This window comes from Nocardia farcinica (genome assembly GCF_001182745.1).
GTDB lineage: Bacteria > Actinomycetota > Actinomycetes > Mycobacteriales > Mycobacteriaceae > Nocardia > Nocardia farcinica.
In genome coordinates, this window is sequence record NZ_LN868938.1 from 994,742 (window position 1) to 1,012,953 (window position 18,212).

19 protein-coding genes are annotated in these 18,212 nt (G+C 71.2%); 6 read left to right on the plus strand and 13 right to left on the minus strand.

The features are described 5' to 3' along the window. Nucleotides 1–66 precede the first annotated feature (66 nt). From AMO33_RS04855 to AMO33_RS04865, 3 genes are read right to left on the minus strand one after another with little or no spacing between them, the layout of a single operon-like run. On the minus strand, nucleotides 67–594 hold the full coding sequence (locus tag AMO33_RS04855) for a hypothetical protein (protein ID WP_228788261.1): 528 nt from the start codon (nucleotides 592–594) through the stop codon (nucleotides 67–69). A 40-nt stretch (nucleotides 595–634) separates the two neighbouring features. Further along, the gene (locus AMO33_RS04860) at nucleotides 635–1,945 is read right to left on the minus strand and encodes a cryptochrome/photolyase family protein (RefSeq protein WP_060590809.1); all 1,311 of its coding nucleotides are present in this window, start codon (nucleotides 1,943–1,945) and stop codon (nucleotides 635–637) included. A gap of 10 nt (nucleotides 1,946–1,955) precedes the next feature. After that, nucleotides 1,956–2,552, minus strand: coding sequence for a lipocalin family protein (locus tag AMO33_RS04865; protein ID WP_060590811.1), 597 nt, complete (start codon nucleotides 2,550–2,552; stop codon nucleotides 1,956–1,958). Nucleotides 2,553–2,676: 124 nt separating this feature from the next. Between AMO33_RS04865 and AMO33_RS04870 the strand changes: the two genes are divergently transcribed. Then, nucleotides 2,677–3,513, plus strand: coding sequence for a MerR family transcriptional regulator (locus AMO33_RS04870; RefSeq protein ID WP_060590814.1), 837 nt, complete (start codon nucleotides 2,677–2,679; stop codon nucleotides 3,511–3,513). On the opposite strand, the gene AMO33_RS04875 is transcribed toward AMO33_RS04870, so the two are convergent. The 3 genes from AMO33_RS04875 to AMO33_RS04885 all read right to left on the minus strand — a co-directional run bounded on the left by AMO33_RS04875 (nucleotide 3,506) and on the right by AMO33_RS04885 (nucleotide 5,919). Further along, nucleotides 3,506–4,864 (minus strand): TIGR01777 family oxidoreductase, encoded by a 1,359-nt coding sequence (locus AMO33_RS04875; RefSeq protein ID WP_060590815.1) that lies wholly within the window; start codon nucleotides 4,862–4,864, stop codon nucleotides 3,506–3,508. The two genes, AMO33_RS04870 and AMO33_RS04875, sit on opposite strands and share 8 nt — an antisense overlap. 120 nt (nucleotides 4,865–4,984) lie before the next feature. Beyond that, nucleotides 4,985–5,128: a hypothetical protein gene (locus tag AMO33_RS04880; protein ID WP_159005469.1), complete on the minus strand. Its 144-nt coding sequence runs from the start codon at nucleotides 5,126–5,128 to the stop codon at nucleotides 4,985–4,987. 110 nt (nucleotides 5,129–5,238) lie between these two features. Then, nucleotides 5,239–5,919 carry a DUF6461 domain-containing protein gene (locus tag AMO33_RS04885; protein WP_060593288.1) on the minus strand — a complete coding sequence of 227 codons (681 nt, stop codon included), beginning with the start codon at nucleotides 5,917–5,919 and terminating at the stop codon, nucleotides 5,239–5,241. A 291-nt stretch (nucleotides 5,920–6,210) separates the two neighbouring features. Here AMO33_RS04885 and AMO33_RS04890 point away from each other — a divergent pair, with 291 nt between their 5' ends. Beyond that, the gene (locus AMO33_RS04890; RefSeq protein ID WP_011209593.1) at nucleotides 6,211–6,543 is read left to right on the plus strand and encodes a hypothetical protein; all 333 of its coding nucleotides are present in this window, start codon (nucleotides 6,211–6,213) and stop codon (nucleotides 6,541–6,543) included. Here AMO33_RS04890 and AMO33_RS04895 read toward each other — a convergent pair. After that, a complete protein-coding gene (locus AMO33_RS04895) occupies nucleotides 6,540–7,544 on the minus strand; it encodes an AraC-like ligand-binding domain-containing protein (protein ID WP_060590819.1) in 1,005 nt (334 codons plus the stop codon). The two genes, AMO33_RS04890 and AMO33_RS04895, sit on opposite strands and share 4 nt — an antisense overlap. 94 nt (nucleotides 7,545–7,638) lie before the next feature. On the opposite strand from AMO33_RS04895, the gene AMO33_RS04900 reads away from it, so the two are divergent. Beyond that, nucleotides 7,639–8,853 carry a cytochrome P450 gene (locus AMO33_RS04900; RefSeq protein WP_011209591.1) on the plus strand — a complete coding sequence of 405 codons (1,215 nt, stop codon included), beginning with the start codon at nucleotides 7,639–7,641 and terminating at the stop codon, nucleotides 8,851–8,853. A gap of 2 nt (nucleotides 8,854–8,855) precedes the next feature. Then, nucleotides 8,856–9,881 carry an NADH:ubiquinone reductase (Na(+)-transporting) subunit F gene (locus tag AMO33_RS04905; protein ID WP_060590820.1) on the plus strand — a complete coding sequence of 342 codons (1,026 nt, stop codon included), beginning with the start codon at nucleotides 8,856–8,858 and terminating at the stop codon, nucleotides 9,879–9,881. 73 nt (nucleotides 9,882–9,954) lie between these two features. On the opposite strand, the gene AMO33_RS04910 is transcribed toward AMO33_RS04905, so the two are convergent. Continuing rightward, nucleotides 9,955–10,959, minus strand: a complete 1,005-nt coding sequence (locus tag AMO33_RS04910) for an AraC-like ligand-binding domain-containing protein (protein ID WP_060590822.1) — start codon at nucleotides 10,957–10,959, stop codon at nucleotides 9,955–9,957. A 221-nt stretch (nucleotides 10,960–11,180) separates the two neighbouring features. Between AMO33_RS04910 and AMO33_RS04915 the strand changes: the two genes are divergently transcribed. Continuing rightward, nucleotides 11,181–12,743, plus strand: coding sequence for a 4-hydroxyphenylacetate 3-hydroxylase family protein (locus AMO33_RS04915; RefSeq protein ID WP_060590824.1), 1,563 nt, complete (start codon nucleotides 11,181–11,183; stop codon nucleotides 12,741–12,743). 64 nt (nucleotides 12,744–12,807) lie between these two features. Then, entirely contained in the window at nucleotides 12,808–13,287 is a 480-nt protein-coding gene (locus AMO33_RS04920) for a flavin reductase family protein (protein ID WP_060593289.1), read from the plus strand. Nucleotides 13,288–13,335: 48 nt separating this feature from the next. On the opposite strand, the gene AMO33_RS04925 is transcribed toward AMO33_RS04920, so the two are convergent. The 5 genes from AMO33_RS04925 to AMO33_RS04945 all read right to left on the minus strand — a co-directional run bounded on the left by AMO33_RS04925 (nucleotide 13,336) and on the right by AMO33_RS04945 (nucleotide 18,032). Next, a complete protein-coding gene (locus AMO33_RS04925; RefSeq protein WP_060590826.1) occupies nucleotides 13,336–13,761 on the minus strand; it encodes a tautomerase family protein in 426 nt (141 codons plus the stop codon). A 29-nt stretch (nucleotides 13,762–13,790) separates the two neighbouring features. Continuing rightward, a complete protein-coding gene (locus AMO33_RS04930; protein ID WP_060590828.1) occupies nucleotides 13,791–14,543 on the minus strand; it encodes an SDR family NAD(P)-dependent oxidoreductase in 753 nt (250 codons plus the stop codon). 85 nt (nucleotides 14,544–14,628) lie between these two features. Beyond that, complete coding sequence (locus tag AMO33_RS04935) at nucleotides 14,629–16,098, minus strand: aldehyde dehydrogenase (protein ID WP_060590830.1); 1,470 nt, start codon at nucleotides 16,096–16,098, stop codon at nucleotides 14,629–14,631. Nucleotides 16,099–16,116: 18 nt separating this feature from the next. Next, nucleotides 16,117–17,157 carry a 4-hydroxy-2-oxovalerate aldolase gene (gene dmpG / locus AMO33_RS04940; protein WP_060590832.1) on the minus strand — a complete coding sequence of 347 codons (1,041 nt, stop codon included), beginning with the start codon at nucleotides 17,155–17,157 and terminating at the stop codon, nucleotides 16,117–16,119. Next, nucleotides 17,154–18,032: an acetaldehyde dehydrogenase (acetylating) gene (locus AMO33_RS04945; protein ID WP_060590834.1), complete on the minus strand. Its 879-nt coding sequence runs from the start codon at nucleotides 18,030–18,032 to the stop codon at nucleotides 17,154–17,156. The genes dmpG and AMO33_RS04945 overlap by 4 nt, the downstream gene beginning before the upstream one ends. Between the last annotated feature and the right edge of the window lie 180 nt (nucleotides 18,033–18,212).

Genomic DNA, 18,212 nt, shown 5'->3' on the forward strand with positions numbered 1-18,212 from the left:
GACACCCACCGGACTAGGTTGTCCGAGTTCGGTTTCGGCGTCGACAGTCCGTGTGGTGGGAGTGGGTCAGGCTCGCGCGGGCGGTCCGCGGGTCCCCACCGCGGAGGCGAGCAGTGGCAGCCGGGGCAGGCTCGGGCCCGCGGCGGGAACGCCGACGCGGGCGTCGTCGTCCCGGTGCGGCGCAGGGCGCAGCGCGGCGAGGGTGCGCCGGACGCTGGAGGCCGCGCGACCCAGCGCGGATTCGGCGGCGCGGATGAGTACCGCCCCGCACACGATCGCCACCAGGTGCGCGACGAGCATGCCGGACGTGGCGGTGGATTCGTGGTGATGGCCGGGCCCGACCGACAGGGCGGCATGGCCGATCGCCTGTCCGGCGCCGAGCAGGACCATGAGCTCGGGCAGACCGGCCGGTCCGGGACGTGCCCCGGCGAGCACGCCCAATCCGGCGCACACACCGATCAGCACGCCCAGCGCCGACTGTCCGGGGGTGAGAGCGCCGCCGCCGAGGCCGTGCGCCGCGATACTCACCGCACCCGCGGCGGCGCCGACGAATGCGCCACGCACCCGCGCCGCACCACTCACCGGACTCCGCACGACGCTCATACTACCCGCCGTCGTAGTGGCCGCCCCGACCTCACATCCCCGGGCATTCGGCGATCGGAGACGGATAATCCACCTCGGCTCGCCACGGCCGATGGATGCGGCCACCGTCGAGGTCGGCGAGTTCGGGAATCCACCGCCGGACGTACAGGCCGTCGGGGTCGTAGCGGTCGGCTTGGCGCAGCGGGTTGAAACCGCGATTCGGCCGGGTGTCGCTGCCCGTGCCCGCGACCCACTGCCAGTTGAGCTGGTTGTTCGCCAGGTCGGCGTCGACCAGCCAGTGCAGGAAATGCCCCGCCCCCGCGCGCCAGTGCAGCCCGAGGGTCTTGGTGAGGAAGGCGGCGGCGATCAGCCGGGCCCGGTTGGGCAGCCATCCTTCGGTGTGGAGTTGGCGCAGGGCGGCGTCCACGATCGGGAAGCCGGTGCGTGCCGAGCGCCAGGCGGCCAGCGCTTGCGGGTCGTCCCGCCATCGGATCGGGCGCGGCCGGTAGTCGTGCCGGGCCACGGCCGGGCGGGCGGCCAGCAGCTGGTGGTGGAAGTCGCGCCAGGCCAGCTGCCGGGCGAACGCCTGTCCGCCCGCGCTGCCGACATCGACGCGGTGGAGCAGTTCGGTGGGGGACAGGCAGCCGAAGTGCAGGTAGGGCGAGAGATGTGAGGTGGCGTCCGCCGCGAGATCGTCACCGGTCTCGACGTAGTCGTCGACCGGGCCGGCCAGCCAGGAATCCAGCAGCGCGCGGCCGGTGGTCTCGCCGCCGACGGACAGCTGCGGCGACGGCTCGCCCCGGTTCAGCGATTCGGGAGCCGGCAATGCCGCACTGGGCAGGTCCGGCACCTCGAGGTCATCCGGCGGCGGCAGCGGCGCGCGCCGCGGAACCTCCGACCACCGGCGGAAATACGGGGTGAAGACCGCGAAATGATCGCGACCGGTGGCGGGCCGCAGCACGTCGCCGTCGACGGTGGTGATGCTCGCCGGGTGCGGCTCGAGCCGAACGCCCCGGCGATCCAGTCTCTCCCGTAACGCGTCCGCACGCGCCGCGCTGTATCCGCTGACGTCATCGGCGAGGTGCACCGTGCGCGCCCCGGTCTCGTCGACCACGCGCGTCACCTCGTCCGCCACCACGCCACGTCGCACGATCAAACGTCCACCCCGCGTACGGAGTTCGGCGTCGAGTTCGCGCACCGCCGCGGCGAGGAAGCGGGCCCGGTTGGGCGGGCACCGATCCGGCACCAGGTGGGCGTCGACCACGAACAGCGGCACGACCGCGTCACCGGCGTCCCGGGCGGCGGCGAGCACGGGGTTGTCGTGCACCCGCAGGTCACGGGTGAACAACGCGATGGCGGTCATCGCGCCGAATTCATCGCGCGCACAGCGGTTGCAGTGTCGCGAGGCCGCCGGTGGTGGGCGTGGTCAGGTAGAAGCACGGATTCTGGCCCGCGGCCACGATCGCGGAACGCACCGCCGCCCAGCCGGATTCGTCGAGCGCAGGCTCGCGGGCGAGGACGAAGCCGGACAGCCGGTTCGGGTCGGTCACGACGGCCCACGAGTAGCCCGGCCCCAGCGCGGTGACGATGTAGTTCGTCGGCCCGTCCAGCCGGTCCTGCGTCGGGACACCGGGGAAGCTGACATGCAGCTGCGCGTTGGTGGCCGGATCGTTCACCCGCGCGGTGCCGCGGATCTCGTCGATCCCGCCGGTCCAGGTCGTGCATCGGTTGTGCACGCCCACGTCCCCGGTCGGCAGCGGCGTGTACTCGGCGGTGGTGTCGCGCGCGCACGCGAGGTTGAACGGCTGCGGAATCGCGGCGAGCTGATGCCAGCGGCCCACGTAGCGGTCGAGGTCGACCGATGTCACCGGGACCGGTGGCGCCGCGTTCGCCACCGGGCCGCTGAGGACCGTGCCGGCCAGAGCGAGTCCCGCGAGGCCCGCGGCCCACCCTGCTGTGCGACTGGACATTGCCCGCCTCCTCGGCTCTCGGTGTGCCCTCAGCGTAACAGAACGATGCACAAACGATTCAATTCGAGCCGTATCAGCCGTGTCCGCTGCGGAGCCCACCGGATCGACCGGGCACAATGTGACGATGCCCGCGGTCCCGGTTCCCCCCTCCGGCGCGTCCGGTTACCCGGTACGCGCGGTGGCCGAACGTCTCGGTGTGCCGACCGCGACCTTGCGCAGCTGGAACCGTCGCTACGGCATCGGCCCGGTCCAGGACCGGCCCGGCAGCCACCGCCTCTACACCGAGACCGACATCGCGCTGCTGGAACGCATGCTCGAGCTCATCCGCGCCGGCGTCAGCCCGTCCCGTGCCGCCGCCACCGCCCGGGGACCCGCGCCGGCGCCCGGCGATCGCGGGCCCCTGCTCGCGGCCGCCTTCGCCCTCGACACCGCCACCGTCACCGCACACCTCGACGCCCACCTGCGCGCCTTCGGCGTGGTCGACACCTGGGAGACGCTGTGCCGCCCCGCATTCGCCGACATCGTCGCCCGGCAGGGCGCGGGGGAGGGCTGCATCGACGTCGAGCACCTGCTGTCCTGGTGCATCGGTGCGGCGCTGCAGCGGGCGTTCCCGCCCTCGGCCGGGCCGGGTGCGCTGCTGGCCTGCACGAGCGGGGAAACCCACGCCCTGCCGCTGGACGTGTTGCGCGCGGCCCTGGCCGAACGCGGCCTGGGTGCGCGCATGCTCGGCCCCGACGTGCCCACCGCCGCCCTGGTCGACGCGCTGGGCAGGCACGCCGAGGGCGCCGCCGTCGTGCTCTGGTCGCACCGCGAATCCACCGCCCTGACCTCGGCCGTGCGGGCGTGCCTGGGTGCGGGTGCGCGGGTCTTCGTCGGCGGGCCCGGCTGGGACGAGGTCGTGCTGCCCCCCGATGCCGACCGTCTCGGCAGCCTCGCCGAAGCCGTCGACCGGCTCAGCTGAGCGGCGCCCGCGTGCGGCCGAGCAGATGCCGCAACGTCTCCTCCAGCTCCGGCATCCGGAACGTATGCCCCACGGCGCGAAGCCGTTCGGGCAGCACCCGCTGATTCGCGGCGGCGAGTTCGCGGGCACCCTGGCGCCCGAGCAGCAGCGCCGGCGCGGCCCGCGGTACCGGGAACACCGCAGGCCGGTGCAGCACCCGGGCGAGGGTCCGGGTGTAGTCGGTGTTGCGGACCGGCTCCGGCGCGACGGCGTTGACCGGCCCGGTCAGCGTCGCATCCCACAGCGCACGGTGGTAGACGTCGACCAGGTCGTCCAGCCCGATCCACGAAAGCCATTGCCGCCCATCGCCGATCCGCCCGCCCAGGCCGGCGGTGAACAGCGGACGGAGCAGCCGCAGCGTGCCGCCGCGGGGCGACTGGACGATCCCGGTGCGGATCAGCACCGTGCGTGTTCGGTCCGCCGCCGGTGCCGTCGCCGCCTCCCAGTCCGCGACCACGTCGGCGAGGAAACCGGAGCCCTGTTCGGCGTCTTCGGTCAGTGGTGTGTCCCCGCGGTCGTAGCCGTAGTAGCCGATGGCCGAGGCGCAGACGAAGGTCGAGACGCCCGCGCGCGCCGCCACCTCGGCCAGCCGTCGTGTCGGCGCGATCCGCGAGTCGCGGACGGCCCGCCGGTGCGCGGCGGTGAACCGTCCGGCGATGGATGCGCCCGCCAGGTGGACCACCGCGTGCACCCCGTCGAGCAGGTCCGGGTCGGGGTCGGCCGGATCCCAGCGCCGCTCGTCCGCCGACCGCGCCGGGTGCCGCACCACGCGCACCACCCGATGCCCGCCGGTGGCGAGGAACGCGCACAGCGCCGATCCGACCAGTCCCGACGCGCCCGTCACGGCAACGGTCACCGGCTCGAACCCGTGCACGGCGGCCCGCCGGTGCGCGCGCAGATCGTCGGCCAGCTGCCGATGCCGGTAGGCGAACATCGGCCGCAACACCGCCTCGGGAATCGGCGTCCGCACCCGATCGATCACCCGCGTGTGCGTGCCGTCGACGTCCTCGAAATCGTGGATGTGCCGCCACCGCAACACTCGTCCCACCGGCATCGACGCCGGCTCCTCCGCCGCCACCGCATCGACGAATCGGCACGGCGGCCGGTACTCCTGCGGATCGTGCCGGGCCACCCATCGCAACCCGCCCGGCAGCCCGAGCACCGCCCGCCCACTCGCCAGCGAATCGGTCTCGGCCAGCAACCGCACCGGCTGCCAGGGCGGCGCCAGGCGCGCGAACGCTCCCGGCCGCGCGTGCCAGGCGAAGACCTCCGACCGCGGTCCGGGGACGACGATCGAGCACTCGATGGACATGATGGGACAGTAGCCAGAAGATCGCCGCCTGGCGACCCATCGCCGCGCTCATCCAAGCCGACCGCACCATCATCGACACCGCCGTCCCCATCGGCCAGCAGCCGCCGGCCGTGTTCGACGTCACCGGCGTGCCCGCCGGCTGCCCATTCGCTGGGCCCGGACGATCCGCCCCTGGCGATCGGCGAATCGCTGGCCGACGACGTGCTGCTCCGCGACCACGACGAAATCGCCCACCACGACAAGCGCTGGCAGCGGCGACACCACATCGCTCTCCCACCCCCCCAAGGAGAGCCGACAGCTGATCAGCGAGGGCGACCGCGGCGGATCCGCCACGGTTCGGAGATTCCGCACTCGTCGCGGCGGCTATTGGACGATCACTTGTACGCGACGGGCCCGACGACCATCGCACGATCGAGGATTTCCGGGGTGAACCGCACGTGGGTGAGCTTCGCGGCCAAGGCGAAAGCTCTCGGCAGGGACGCCAAGTAGTCGCTCTCGGCCCGCTCGTCCTCTTCCTCCCAGTCGTACTCGTCGCCATCGTTCTCGTCGTCCCGCACGTCCACCGTCATGCCGAGTTCCCGCATGAACCCGTTGAGCCGGTCGGGCTCGGTGCCGTGTCGAGAGTGGGGGCAATCCAAGGGTTTGTAGCCCGTGACAACCGTGCCGTCGATCGCGTACGCGAAGCTGGCCTCGGCGTAGTCGTGCCGAGTGATCGCCACCACCTCACAACCACGCGACAAGTCGGCCAGGACATCGTGCAGCGTGGCCATCCACCCGTCCGGCTCGATGGCCACGCTCCACTCACCGACCCGCACGACACCCACGGTGCCTCCCCCGGATCTGCCTGGTAGGGAGGAGTTTTCGGCGGCCTGCTCCATGAGCTCGTCGAAGCTCGCTTCCTGGCCGTGGTCCTCGCCACGACTGTAGCGGCGCACCACCTCCGACGGATCGAGCCCACGGAAGAAGGCTACGGTGTAGATCTCGTCCAGCGGGCAGCGACGGCCGTCGTGAGTGAGGAGCCACTCGAATGGGGCCACGGGGTCGGAAGTCGTCATGGCGTGCATGATGGCAGGTACTCCCGACAATCGGCGTCCTCGTTTTTCCTCCGCCGGAAAACAATTCGAGACACCGCGCTCCGACCGACTCACACCGACCCGCGGAAATACCTCATCGACCGCAGCCGGCCCGGCGGGGCGGCTTGTCGACGGTAAGGGTGCCTCGGAACGGTCGGCGCCGACACCGTGAATCGTTCGGCGTGATTTCCGAAACAGACCAGCCGTTCCACTCTCGTTCGCCGTTCCCCGCGAAATACCGGATTCATTCCGCCGTGCGTGCAGAATGGGCGGATGGTTGCTGGAAATAGCAAGGCATTGCAGGAAGCGACCGACTCCTTCGCGCGGGCGCTGCCGATCACCGCGGAATTGGCCGACGCGGCCGAGGCGGTGCTCGCCGGTGTCGAAGCCGAACTCGAGAAGGCCAGGGCCGAGGCCGCGCTGCTGCGCCTGGCCGACCGCGGGCACGACGACACCGTGGCGATGGCCTATCGGGAGGGGGTGAGCACGGGGCTGGCCTGGGAACGCAGCCGCTGGCGCGCTGTCGTCCGAGCACTCCGGCAGCTCCCCGCCCGGCCCGTGGACGACACGGGCACAGCGTATTTCGAGGGCCGCGGCGTGAGCTAGGAGCCGACCGCGCGCTGGGCGCGGAAGTGGGCGGGGCTGGCGCCGAAGCGGCGGCGGAAGGCGCGGCTGAAATGGGAGACGTCGCGGAAGCCGACCTGGACGCTGATGTCGGCGACGGTGCGATCGGTGTCCAGCAGCAGGGCGCGGGCGCGGGCCAGCCGCAGGTCGTAGAGCCAGGTGCGCGGCGTCGTGCCTGCCGCGCTGAACAGTTTGTGGATGTAGCGCAGCGACATGCCCAGCTCCGCGCCGACCTCGGTGAGCGTCTGATCGGGGTCGTGCATCCGCCGCGCCATGAGGTGCTGCACCCGGCGCAGGTCCTCGGCGTGCACCCGGGCGGTGGCGGTCAACGGGGTGGCGTACTCGCACAGCGCGGTGGCCAGCAGGTCCAGCACGGCGCCCGCCACCGAGTCGGCCGAGCCGGTGGACAGCGGCGTGTCCGCGGCGGCGACATCGACCAGGAACCGCGACACCAGCCGGCCCAGGCCGGCCTGCCCGGAGATGCCCGCGCCGGTCATCTCGCGTACCACGTCCACCGGCAGGCGCGAGGCGAGCACGTCCCGCGGGGCGCGCAGCACGATCTGTTCGAATTCGGTGGTGCCGTCGACCATGAACGGCAGCGAGGAATCGAGAATGCCGAACGCGCCGTTCCGCAGCACGGACCGGCGCGAATCCTGTTCCAGCACAGCCGATCCGCGAGTGATCAGGCACAGCAGGAAATCGTCGTTGGGGTCGGAGGCGATCATCGCGGGCGTGCGCACGACGGTGTGCGGATCGGCGTGCACGACGCTCACGGTGAGTTCACCCATCGGGCGGGCCACCAGGTCGGCGGTGAACCGATCCCGGGAACGGCCCCAGTCGACGTCCATCTCGCAGTAGGTGCGATCGAGTGTGTCCGCCCACCGCGCCCGGCCCTCGGCGGTGCCGAGTTCGCGGATGCTCAGTGCCACCGAGGAGCCGGTCGCGGTGCACGGGGAGTCATCCTTCGATGCACTGTCGGTCATGGTTCCGGCTCACCTCCGCGCCCTAGTGTTCCAGATCACAGCAATCCGGCGGAAGACGATAGCTCGCCCGAGCCGAGGACAGGAGAACACCCCCATGACCACGACCCGCAGCTGGATCGACGAGATCACGATGGACGAACTCGACCGCGATCCCAACCCCATCTACGAGCGGCTGCGCCGCGAAGCCCCGGTCGCCTACGTGCCCGCAGTGGGGATGCACGTCGTGGCGACCCGCGAACTGTGCCTGCAGATCGCCCAGGATTCCCAGACCTGGTCGACGGTCATCGCCCCCTCCGGCGGGCGCACGTTCGGCCAGGGCACCGTGCTCGATTCCAACGGCGAGCAGCACCGCCGCATCCGGGAGTGGATCGATCCGCAGCTGCGGCCCAGCGCGGTCGACTCCTATGTCGAGGCGCTGGTCCGGCCGCAGGCGCGGCGCATCCTCGCCGAGATCGAGAACCTCGGCGCGGTCGACATCCAGGAGGCCTACTTCGCGCCGGTGTCGGTGCGCGCGGTCGGCGATCTGATGGGCCTGACCGAGGTGCCGTCGGAGACGCTGGTGCGCTGGTTCCAGACCCTGGCGCTGTCCTACGGCAACGCCGCGGTCGACGACCTCGGCAACTTCGCCAACCCGGCCCCGTTCGAGGCCGGTGACCGGGTGAAGGAGGAGATCATCGCGACCGTCGATCCGATGCTCGACCACTGGACCGCCCATCCCGATCACACCCTGATCTCGCACTGGCTGCACGACGGCATGCCCGACGGGCAGGTCCGCGACCGCGCGGAGATCTACCCGAACATCTACGTGTTCCTGCTCGGCGCCCTGCAGGAGCCCGGACACGTCATGACCACGACGCTGGCGGGTCTGCTCGAGCACCCCGACCAGCTCGAGCGCGTCGTCGACGATCCGGCGCTGGTGCCGCGCGCGATCACCGAGGGCGCGCGGTGGGTGGCGCCGATCTGGAGCGCGGCGGTGAAGGTGGCCAATCACGACGTGAACATCGGCGGCGTCGATCTGCCCGCCGGGACGCCGGTGATGCTGGCCTACGGGTCGGCCAACCGCGACGAGACGGTCTGGGCGAATCCGGACGTGTTCGATGTGGACCGCCCGGTCATGCCGCATCTGGCCTTCGGCGCGGGCAACCACGCCTGCGCGGGCACCTACCTCGGGACGGCGATCGTGCGGATCGCGCTCGAGGAACTGTTCGAGACCATCCCCAACATCGAACCCGATCCCGAGCACGCGCCGACCTTCTGGGGCTGGACCTTCCGCGGCCCGCAGGGCCTGCGGGTGCGTTGGGAGGTCTGACGATGACTCACACGGTGACGGTCGCCGGGCAGGAGCAGCCGTTTCCCGCCCCGGCGGACCGGCCGATCCTGGAGTCTGCGCTACGGGAGAACCGCTGGCTGCCGCACGCGTGCTCGCAAGGCACCTGCGGCACCTGCAAGATCCGCGTGCTGGCCGGGGAGGTCGAGCACGGGCAACCGGACGAGGCGGTGCTCTCGGCGGACGAACGCGCCGCCGGGCTGGCGCTGGCCTGCCAGGCGTCCCCGCGCACGGATGTGACCGTGGCGCCGGTCGCCGACGTGGGGCCGGAGGGTCCGCGCCACCCCCTGCGCGACCACTCCGGCACCGTGGTCGAACTCGCCGACATCGCCCGCCACACCCGCAGGCTGGTCGTGGAACTGGACGAGCCGATGGAGTTCTCCGCGGGCCAGTACGCCGAGTTGATCGTGCCGGGTGCGGGGGTCGGACGGCAGTATTCGATGGCGAATCCGCCGTCGGAGGCGCGCACGCTGGAGTTCCACGTCAAGTGGGTCGAGGGCGGGCTCGCCACCGACGGCTGGATATTCGCCGGGCTGCGGCCGGGCGACCGGATCGAGCTGCGCGGGCCGCTCGGGCAGTTCGCGATGCTGCGGGCGCAGGAGGAACCGGCGATCCTCATCGGCGGCGGCACCGGCCTGGCACCGCTGAAAGCCATTGTGCGCCATGCCTTGGCGAATGATCTCGTGCCGTCGCTCGACCTGTATCACGGCGGGCGGACGCGGGCGGACCTCTACGACGTGGAGTTCTTCCGCGCGCTCGCCGCGGCCGATCCCCGCCTGCGGTATCACCCGGTGCTCAGCGAGGAGACGTGGGACGGGCCCACCGGCCTGGTCACCGACGTCGTGCTCGCGGACTTCGCCAGTTGCAAGGGCCGCAGCGCCTACCTGTGCGGGCCGCCTGCGATGGTCACCGCCGCGGTCAAGGCGCTCAAGCGCCGCCGCATGGCGCCCCGGTTGATCTTCAAGGAGGAGTTCACCGTCGCCGCGCCCCCGGCGATGACGCCGGTCTGATCGGCCGCTTCCCGCCGTCCGGCCCGCGTCGCCGGGCCGGTCGGCGTAGCGGCCACCGCGCGGCGCGCTCGGCTCAGGGCGTTTCGGCGTCCGTGTGGGCGGCCCGGTACCGGCCGGGGCTGGTACCGAACGCGGCGCGGAACGTACGGCTGAAATGCGACACGTCGCGGAAGCCCGCGCACTCGCTGACCTGCGCGACCGACATCTGCGTGGTCACCAGGTACTTGCGGGCCCGTTCGAGGCGCGCCTGATACAACCAGGTGCGCGGGGTGGTGCCGGCCGCGCTGAACAGTTTCTGCACGGTGCGCAACGACATCCCGGCCTCGGCCGCCACCTGGGCGAGCGTGAGTTCGGGGTCGTGCAGTTGCTGCTCGATGACGCGCTGGACATGCGCGAGGTCCTCGGTGCGGTGCAACTGCGCGGCTCCGGTCGGCACCGGGCCGTCGGCGAGCGCGGTGGCGAGCATGTCGACGGTCGAGGACGCGAGCGACAGCGCCGCGCCGGGGGAGATGGGCGCGGTCGTGGTGGACAGGTCGCGCAGGAATCGGCCGACGAGTTCCCCGGCCCCGGTGTCGCCGCCGATCGCGCGGGCGGTGCCGTGTTCGACGATCCGACCGGGCAGTCGCGCGGTGAGCAGTTCGGTCGGCGTGCGCACGACGACCTGCCGGAACGGCGCGGGGGAGTGGAAGACGAACGGCGCCGCACAGTCCAACAGGGCGAACGCGCCGTCTTCGAGGACGGTGGTCCGCCCGGCCTGGCGCACCTCCACGCGGCCCTCGGTGACCAGGCACACCAGGTGGCCGACGTGCTCGTCGGAGCCGATCATGGCCGGGGACCGCACGACGGTGTGCGCGTCGGCGCGGATGGTGCTGACGTGCAGGTCGCCGAAGGGACGCCCGCCCCATTCGGCGTCGAAGTGCCGATGCGGGTCGGGCCAGGCCACGTCCATCTCACAGTAGAGCCGTTCGAGCGTGCTCGACCACTGCGTGCGGCCCTCCCGGCTGTCGAGCTCGCTGGTGCGCAGCGAGACCAACGCCTCGGTGCGCGCGCAGTCACCCGATCGTTCGCGCTCAGCCATGTTCCGGCACACCTCCGCATCCTAGTGTTCCAAGTCACAGGAACCCGGCCTGTGCACCATATACCGACGACGCGCCGATGACGAGTCCGGCCCACTGAAAACCTCAGCGGGACAAGGGAATAGAAGATCGGCGATGGTGGCGTGCGCGGCGGCCGGGCGGTCCCGTCGTGCGGGTCCACGTAGCGACCCGGAAGTCCCACCATCCCTCAGGAGCGAACACCATGACCACATCAGCAATCCTCGGCCCCGCGGTCGACGCGCCCAACTCCGTCCGCCCGATGACCGGTGCCGAGTACCTCGAGTCGCTGCGCGACGGCCGCGAGGTGTACTTCCGGGGCGAACGTGTGCGCGACGTGACCACCCACCCCGCCTTCCGCAATTCCGCGCGCTCGGTGGCGCGCCTGTACGACGCGCTGCACCGCCCCGAGGCGCGGGGCACGCTCGCGGTGCCCACCGACACCGGCAACGGCGGCTTCACCCATCCGTTCTTCAAGACCGCGCACAGTGCCGAGGATCTGCTGCTGGCCCGCGACGCGATCACCACCTGGCAGCGCGAGGTCTACGGCTGGATGGGCCGCTCGCCCGACTACAAGGCCTCCTTCCTCGGCACCCTCGGCGCCAACGCCGACTTCTACGGCGAGTACCGCGACAACGCCCGCCGCTGGTACACCCGCGCCCAGGAGCGGGTGCTCTACCTCAACCACGCGATCGTCAACCCGCCCATCGATCGCGACAAGCCCGCCGACGAGACCGCCGACGTGTGCGTGCACGTGGTCGAGGAAACCGACGCCGGCCTGGTGGTGTCCGGCGCGAAGGTGGTGGCGACCGGCTCGGCGATCACCAACGCCAACTTCATCGCGCACTACGGCCTGCCGCTGCGGAAGAAGGAGTTCGGCCTGATCTTCACCGTGCCGATGGACTCGCCGGGCCTGAAGCTGCTGTGCCGCACGTCCTACGAGATGAACGCCGCCGTCCTGGGCACGCCGTTCGACTACCCGTTGTCGAGCCGGTTCGACGAGAACGACGCGATCATGGTGTTCGACCGGGTCCTGGTGCCGTGGGAGAACGTCTTCGCCTACGACGTGGAGACCACGAACGGTTTCGTGATGAAGTCGGGCTTCCTGTCGCGCTTCATGTTCCACGGCTGCGCCCGCCTGGCGGTCAAGCTCGACTTCATCGCCGGTTGCGTGCTCAAGGCCGTGCAGATGACCGGCACCGCGGGCTTCCGGGGCGTGCAGATGCAGGTCGGGGAGATCCTGAACTGGCGCGACATGTTCTGGGGCCTGTCGGATGCGATGGCCAAGTCACCGGACCCGTGGGTGAACGGCGCCGTGCAGCCGAATCTGAACTACGGGCTGGCCTACCGCACATTCATGGGGGTGGGCTATCCGCGGATCAAGGAGATCATCCAGCAGACCCTCGGCAGCGGCCTGATCTACCTGAACTCGCACGCCGAGGACTGGAAGAACCCCGACATTCGGCCCTACCTCGACCAGTACGTCCGCGGCTCGAACGGCGTGGCGGCCGTGGACCGGGTGCAGCTGCTCAAGCTGCTGTGGGACGCGGTCGGCACCGAGTTCGGTGGTCGCCACGAACTCTACGAGCGCAACTACGGCGGTGACCACGAGGCGGTGCGGTTCCAGACGTTGTTCGCCTACCAGGCGCAGGGCCTGGACAAGCGCCTGGAGGGTTTCGCCGAGCAGTGCATGGCCGAATACGACCTGGACGGTTGGACCCGGCCGGACCTGATCGGCAACGGCGACCTGTCGATCGTGCGACGCTGAGGCCGCCGTGACGACGAGGAGCACGACCGTGTCCGAGGAACCGACCGCGGTGACCCCGCCGCGCATGCGGAAGGCGCTGGGCCGCTTCGCCAGCGGCGTCACGATCGTCACCACCGCCGAGTCCGCCCAGGAGACCTCCGTGCACGGCATGACCGCCAACGCGTTCACCTCGGTGTCGCTGGACCCGCCGTTGGTGCTGGTGTCGATCGCCAACCGTGCGACGATGAACGAGCGCATCGCCGCGACGGGCCGGTACGCCGTGTCGGTCCTGGCGGGCGACCAGGAGCCGCTGTCCCTGCACTTCGCGGGCGCGGCCCACCGGCCGGACCTGGTGCGGTTCGTGTGGCGTGACGGTATGCCGTTGCTCGACGGCGCGCTGGTGCATCTGGCGTGCACGGTGACCGCCTCCCATCCCGCGGGGGACCACACCCTGCACGTCGGGCGGGTCGAGCACCTGTGGTTCGACGACGGTAATCCACTGGTCTTCTACACCGGGAGCTTCCGTTCCCTGGAGTTGCTGCGCGACGACCCGTGGTGCTTGTGAGAACGGTCTGCCGACCACCGGCGGGTGGTCGGCAGACCGGCGCAATCCCTATGGGGCACTGCCCGACTCGGCGCGTGCGGCGATCTCCGTGGCGCGCACCTGGTCGGCGGGGTGGCCCGCGATGAACCAGTTCTGCGGGCTCACCTCCACCACCTGGCCGCGCACCACCTCGCGCGGCACGCCCAGGATCTCGACGATGAGCCGGGTGAACTCCGCGGCCAGTCGCCTGCGCTGCTCGATCGGCCGTCCGGCGAGCACGATCGCGGTGAAATACGGGGCGGGAGCGCCGCCGTCGGCGAGCAGCGTGCCCGCGGTGGCGGCCTCCTCCGGCGGGTAGCGCACGACGAAGGCGCGCACGCGGTCCACCGGGGCGTCCAGCACCCGCGCGTAACTGCGGCAGGCTTCGGTGAGCAGGCGTGCGCGCTGGTCGGCGGTGCCGGTTCCGTCCACGAGATGGAAATGCGCGATCGGCATGGTGGTCCTTTCGGTGGATGCCGTGGCGATTACTGGACGCCGTGGCGGGTGCCCGCGTCCACGTTGAGCACGCTGCCGTGCAGGGCGTCGGCCTGGGGTGCGAGCAGAAGTTCGACCGCCCAACCGATTTCGTCGAGCGTCGGCAGGCGGCCCAGGCTCGTCTTCGCGTGCAGGCGCGCCCAGATCTCCGCCGGATCCCGCCCGGTCTCGGCGGCCTCGCCGGCGACGAACCGGTGCAGCCGCGGGGTGTCGACCGGGCCGGGGGCGATGGTGTGGACGGTGACCCCCTTGGGGCCGTACAACGCGCTGAGCTGGCGCATGAGATTGAAGACGCCGGCGTTGACCGTGCCCGGCCCGGCGTCCAGCGGTCCGGGTTCCAGGCCGAGCGAGCCGGCGATGGCCACCAGCCGCGATCCGCGCACCAATCGCTCGCGCACGGCGTGCAGCAGCCGGACCATTCCCGCGATCTTGATGTTGGCGCCCACCGCCAGGTCGCCGGGGCTGATGGTGTCGGCCGATCCGCGCACCGGCAGCCCGGCGGCGAACAGCGCCATTCGGACCGGGGCGTCGACGGCGGCACCGATCGCCTCGACGGCGCTGTCGTCGGCGATGTCGGCCACGCACGGCTCGATCAGGTCGTGGCGCTCGGCCAGCGCCGCCAGCGATTCGGTCCCGCGGGCGACGGCGATCACCCGCAGGCCGCGGCGGGCCAGCCGGAGCGTGATCTCGGTGCCCATCGCGCCCGTCGCGCCGACCACGACGCACAGATTCGGACTGGTCACGGCAGTGTTCTCCTCGGGATTGCCGAACGGCCGACGCGGGCTCGCCGCGTCGGCCGGGTCGGGGAAAGGGGTCGGATGGGTCGGGTCAACGCAGTCGCAGGGTGACCGCGCGGGGTTCGGTGAAGAACTCGCGGGAGTACTGTCCGCCTTCGCGGCCGACGCCGCTGGCGCCCTCGCCGCCGAAGGGCAGCCGCAGGTCGCGTTCGAAGAAGCAGTTGATCCAGACCGTGCCCGCCCGCCAGCGCGCGGCCATCCGGTGGGCGCGGTCGAGGTTCTGCGTGAACAGCATTCCGGCCAGGCCGTAGGGCGAGTCGTTGGCGATGCGCAGCGCTTCGTCTTCGGTGTCGAAGCCGAGCACGGTCTCGACCGGGCCGAAGATCTCCTCCCGGGCGGTGCGGGAGTCGTTGGTGAGGCCGGTGATGATGGTCGGCGGATAGTAGTGGCCCGCCGCGTGGTCGGGACCGGTCAGCCGCGCGCCGCCGGTGACGACCTTGCCACCCTCGTCCTGGGCGAGTTCGACGTAGCCGTGCACCTTGTCGAGATGGCGGGCTTCGATGAGCGGACCCAGGAAGGTCGCGGGGTCCTTGGGATCGCCCACCGTGAGCTTGTTCGCCTCCTCGGTGAACCGGGCCAGGAACTCGTCCATGATGCTGTGCTGCACCAGCAGCCGCGATCCGGCCAGGCACACCTGTCCGTTGCCGCCGAAGATGGCGCGGATCGCCATCGGCACGGCCACATCGAGATCGGCGTCGGCGAAGACGATGTTCGCGGACTTGCCGCCCAGTTCGGCCGAGACCGGGGTGTGGTTGGCCGCGGCCGCCTGGAGGATCTTCACCCCGGTCGCGCTGGACCCGGTGAAGGTGATGCGGTCTACGCGCGGGTCGGAGGTCAGCGGCCCGGCCACCGCCTCGCCGCCGAAACCGTGCACGACGTTGAGGACGCCCTCGGGCAGGCCCGCCTCCAGCGCGAGCTGGGCGAAGCGGTGCGCGGTGAGCGGGGTCTGCGGGGCGGGCTTGAGCACGGCGGTGTTGCCGAATGCCAAGGCGGGCGCGATCTTCCAGGTCGCCAGCATCAGCGGCGCGTTCCACGGGCTGATCGCCGAGACCACGCCCGCGGGCGGATAGAGCACGTAGGAGAACAGGTCGCCGGCGGGGTAGGCCTCGTTGGCCGCCATGGCGGCGTAATCGGCGAAGAACCGCAGATTGTGTGCCACGCGCGGGATTTCGGCATGGCGGGCCTGGGTGATGGTCTTGCCGCCGTCGCGGGTCTCGAGTTCGGCGAGTTCGTCGCGGTGGGCGTCGACCGCGTCGGCGACGGCGTGGAGGATCGCGGCCCGCTCCTTGGGGGCGAGCCGCGGCCAGGGTCCCTCGTCGAAGGCGGTACGGGCGGCGGTGATCGCGGCCCTCCCGTCCTCGGCGGTGCCGCGCGGCACCACGGCCAGCAGTGAATCGTCGTGCGGGTCGCGGGATTCGAAGGTGGCGCCGTCGGAGGCCGGGCGCCACTGTCCGCCGATGAGATGGCTCACCTGGATCGGGTCGCCGGAGCTCTGGGTCATGTCGGTTCCTTTCGCTGGTCAGATCCCGGCGCGGGCGGACAGGTCGTAGGTGCGCCCGGCCAGCTCGGAGGCGACGTCGACGATCATGTCCTCCTGCCCGCCGATCACGCCGCGACGGCCGAGCTCGAGCAGGATGTCGCGGGTGGGGACGCCGAACTTCGCGGCGGCCCGCTTGGTGGGATGGAAGAACGTCGAATACACCCCGGCGTAGCCGAGTACCAGCGCGGTCTCGTCGACGATCTGGGGTTCGGTCATCAGCGGTGCCACGACCTGCTCGGCGGTGTCGATGAGCGGGAACAGCTCGACACCGGTGTGCCAGCCCGCGCGTTCGAAGGCCGCGGCGAGCACTTCGGTCTGTGCGTTGCCCGCGCTGGCACCGAGCCCGCGCAGCGATCCGTCGATGAAGGTGGCGCCGTTCTCGGCGGCGGTCAGCGCGTTGGCGATGCCGACACCGAGATTGTTGTGCGCGTGGAAACCGATCTCGGCCGAGATGGCCCGGCGCAGCGCCGCGACGCGGTCGCCGGCGTGTCGCGGCACCATCGCACCGGCCGAGTCCACGACGTAGACGACGTCGGCGCCGTAGGACTCGAGTTTCACCGCCTGCTCGGCCAGCGGTTCGGGGTCGAGCTTGTGGCTCATCATCAGGAAGGTCATCACGGTGAGGCCGTGGTCCTTGGCCCATTCCACCGGTTGCTGCGCGCAGTCGGCCTCGGTGCAGTGCACCGCGACCCGGACCGTGCGGATGCCCGCCTCGACGGCGGCCCGCAGTTCGGCGAGGGTGGCGATGCCGGGCACGTACAGCACCGCGATATCGGCGTGGTCGACGGCGTCGACGGCGGCCCGCACGTACTCCGGGTCGGTGGCGGCGGCGAAACCGTACTGGATCGAAGAGGCGCCGAGGCCGATGCCGTGTGCGACCTCGATGGTGCGGACGCCCGCGCGGTCCAGGCCCGCGGCGATCGCCGCGACGTCGTTCGGGGTGAATCGGTGCGAGACCGAGGACATGCCGTCGCGCAGGGTGGTGTCGACGAGGGTGACGGTACGGGTGGGTGTGCTCATCGGGCGGGTTCCTCCACGAGAGTACGCTGTGCGAGCACGTCGGCGACCTGCACGGCGGCGGCGGTGATGATGTCCAGGTTGCCCGCGTAGGTGGGCAGGAAGTCGCCTGCGCCGACGACCTCGAGCATGACCGTGACCAGGTCGCCGTCGACGTCGATCAGGCGCAGCGTGTAGCCGGGCACGTAGCGCTGCACCTCGGCGACCATGTCCAGCACCGCGTGTTCGATCGCGTCGGCATCGGGGTTGCGGACCTTGGCGTACACGGTGTCGCGCATGTTCATCGGTGGTTCGGCCGGGTTGATCACCGAGATCGCCTTGGCGCGGTCGGCGCCGGCGACCTGCGCGAGCGCCCTGCCGGTCTTCTCGCTGAACTCGCTGAGGTTCTGGCGGGTACCGGGTCCGGCGCTGTGCGAGGCGATGGCGGCGACGATCTCGCCGTAGGAGGCGTCGGCGACCCGGTTGATCGCGGCCAGGATCGGGATGGTGGCCTGCCCGGCGCAGCTGACCATGTTGAGGTTCGGTGCGTCGAGGTGCTCGTGCAGGTTGACCGCGGGCACGACGTAGGGGCCGACCGACGCCGGAGTGAGATCGATGGCCGTGATGCCCGCCGCGGCGTAGCGCGGCGCGGCGGCGGCGTGCACCTTCGCCGAGGTGGCTTCGAAGACCACGTCGGGCAGTTCGCGGCGGCTCAGCAGCCAGTCCACGCCCTCGGCGGAGGCCTCGAGTCCTTCCTGGGCGGCGCGGGCGAGCCCTTCGCTGGCCGGGTCGATGCCGACCATGTACACGGGATCGACGTGTTCGGAGCGCAGCAGTTTGTACATCAGATCGGTGCCGATATTTCCGGAACCGACGATCGCAGCTTTCCATCGACTCATCTGGTGGGACCTTCCCTGGGACACGGGGTGATGGCCGCCACGCTAGGGAGAACACGCCCGTGGATGCGCCGCGATCCGGGCAGGCCGGACAGCCGCGGTCGCGGACGCAGTCGTGTTCGGCTATCCCGAACGCCGCCGCCGGGCCGCGCCGCGACGCCGCAAGCTCGTGACATCCACCAC

Coding starts and splice junctions, on each gene's coding strand:
- AMO33_RS04905 (WP_060590820.1), top strand. CDS start 8,856: ATGACTCACACGGTGACGGTCGCCGGGCAGGAGCAGCCGTTTCCCGCC.
- AMO33_RS04885 (WP_060593288.1), bottom strand. CDS start 5,919: ATGACGACTTCCGACCCCGTGGCCCCATTCGAGTGGCTCCTCACTCAC.
- AMO33_RS04935 (WP_060590830.1), bottom strand. CDS start 16,098: ATGACCCAGAGCTCCGGCGACCCGATCCAGGTGAGCCATCTCATCGGC.
- AMO33_RS04945 (WP_060590834.1), bottom strand. CDS start 18,032: ATGAGTCGATGGAAAGCTGCGATCGTCGGTTCCGGAAATATCGGCACC.
- AMO33_RS04890 (WP_011209593.1), top strand. CDS start 6,211: ATGGTTGCTGGAAATAGCAAGGCATTGCAGGAAGCGACCGACTCCTTC.
- AMO33_RS04900 (WP_011209591.1), top strand. CDS start 7,639: ATGACCACGACCCGCAGCTGGATCGACGAGATCACGATGGACGAACTC.
- AMO33_RS04920 (WP_060593289.1), top strand. CDS start 12,808: ATGCGGAAGGCGCTGGGCCGCTTCGCCAGCGGCGTCACGATCGTCACC.
- AMO33_RS04895 (WP_060590819.1), bottom strand. CDS start 7,544: ATGACCGACAGTGCATCGAAGGATGACTCCCCGTGCACCGCGACCGGC.
- AMO33_RS04870 (WP_060590814.1), top strand. CDS start 2,677: ATGCCCGCGGTCCCGGTTCCCCCCTCCGGCGCGTCCGGTTACCCGGTA.
- AMO33_RS04910 (WP_060590822.1), bottom strand. CDS start 10,959: ATGGCTGAGCGCGAACGATCGGGTGACTGCGCGCGCACCGAGGCGTTG.
- AMO33_RS04915 (WP_060590824.1), top strand. CDS start 11,181: ATGACCACATCAGCAATCCTCGGCCCCGCGGTCGACGCGCCCAACTCC.
- AMO33_RS04925 (WP_060590826.1), bottom strand. CDS start 13,761: ATGCCGATCGCGCATTTCCATCTCGTGGACGGAACCGGCACCGCCGAC.
- AMO33_RS04865 (WP_060590811.1), bottom strand. CDS start 2,552: ATGTCCAGTCGCACAGCAGGGTGGGCCGCGGGCCTCGCGGGACTCGCT.
- AMO33_RS04860 (WP_060590809.1), bottom strand. CDS start 1,945: ATGACCGCCATCGCGTTGTTCACCCGTGACCTGCGGGTGCACGACAAC.
- AMO33_RS04875 (WP_060590815.1), bottom strand. CDS start 4,864: ATGTCCATCGAGTGCTCGATCGTCGTCCCCGGACCGCGGTCGGAGGTC.
- dmpG (WP_060590832.1), bottom strand. CDS start 17,157: ATGAGCACACCCACCCGTACCGTCACCCTCGTCGACACCACCCTGCGC.